The 401-nt window shown below is 68.6% G+C and carries 1 protein-coding gene and 1 pseudogene; both read left to right on the top strand.

Going from position 1 to position 401, the window contains the following annotated elements; all coding sequences use genetic code 11:
* Positions 1-167, top strand: a 167-nt coding sequence (locus tag DYI24_RS27885) for a DUF952 domain-containing protein (protein WP_164574587.1), incomplete at its 5' end; no start/stop codon positions are given.
* Positions 164-401 (top strand): annotated as a pseudogene (locus tag DYI24_RS27890) (quinone-dependent dihydroorotate dehydrogenase); the annotation flags it as partial. The gene DYI24_RS27885 and the pseudogene DYI24_RS27890, both read left to right, overlap by 4 nt.

Raw genomic sequence — 401 nt, forward strand, 5'->3', positions numbered from 1 at the left:
CGGTGGACGCCGAAGCGCTCGGCGACCTGCTGCGCTGGGAGCCGTCTCGCGGCGGTGAGCTGTTTCCGCATCTCTATGGCGAGCTTGCACTCTCGGCGGTGACCGGCGTGCAGGTTCTGGTCACGCTCCCCGACGGCAGCCACGTCGTGCCGGAGCTTGCGTCGTGATTCGCGCGTTCGATGCCGTCTCGCTGCCGCTGCTGCGCTGGCTCGATCCGGAGGATGCGCACCGGCTGGCGATCCAGGGCCTAAAGCTGTGGCCGCCGGTCAAGCCGCGCGTCGACGATTCCAAGCTCGCTGTGCGAGCGTTCGGGCTCAACTTTTCCAATCCGGTCGGCATCGCCGCCGGCTTCGACAAGAACGCAGAAGCGCCCGACGCGCTGCTCCGGCTCGGCTTCGGCT

Source organism: Rhodopseudomonas sp. BR0C11 (genome assembly GCF_010820945.1).
In the GTDB taxonomy this organism is placed as follows: domain Bacteria; phylum Pseudomonadota; class Alphaproteobacteria; order Rhizobiales; family Xanthobacteraceae; genus Rhodopseudomonas; species Rhodopseudomonas palustris_H.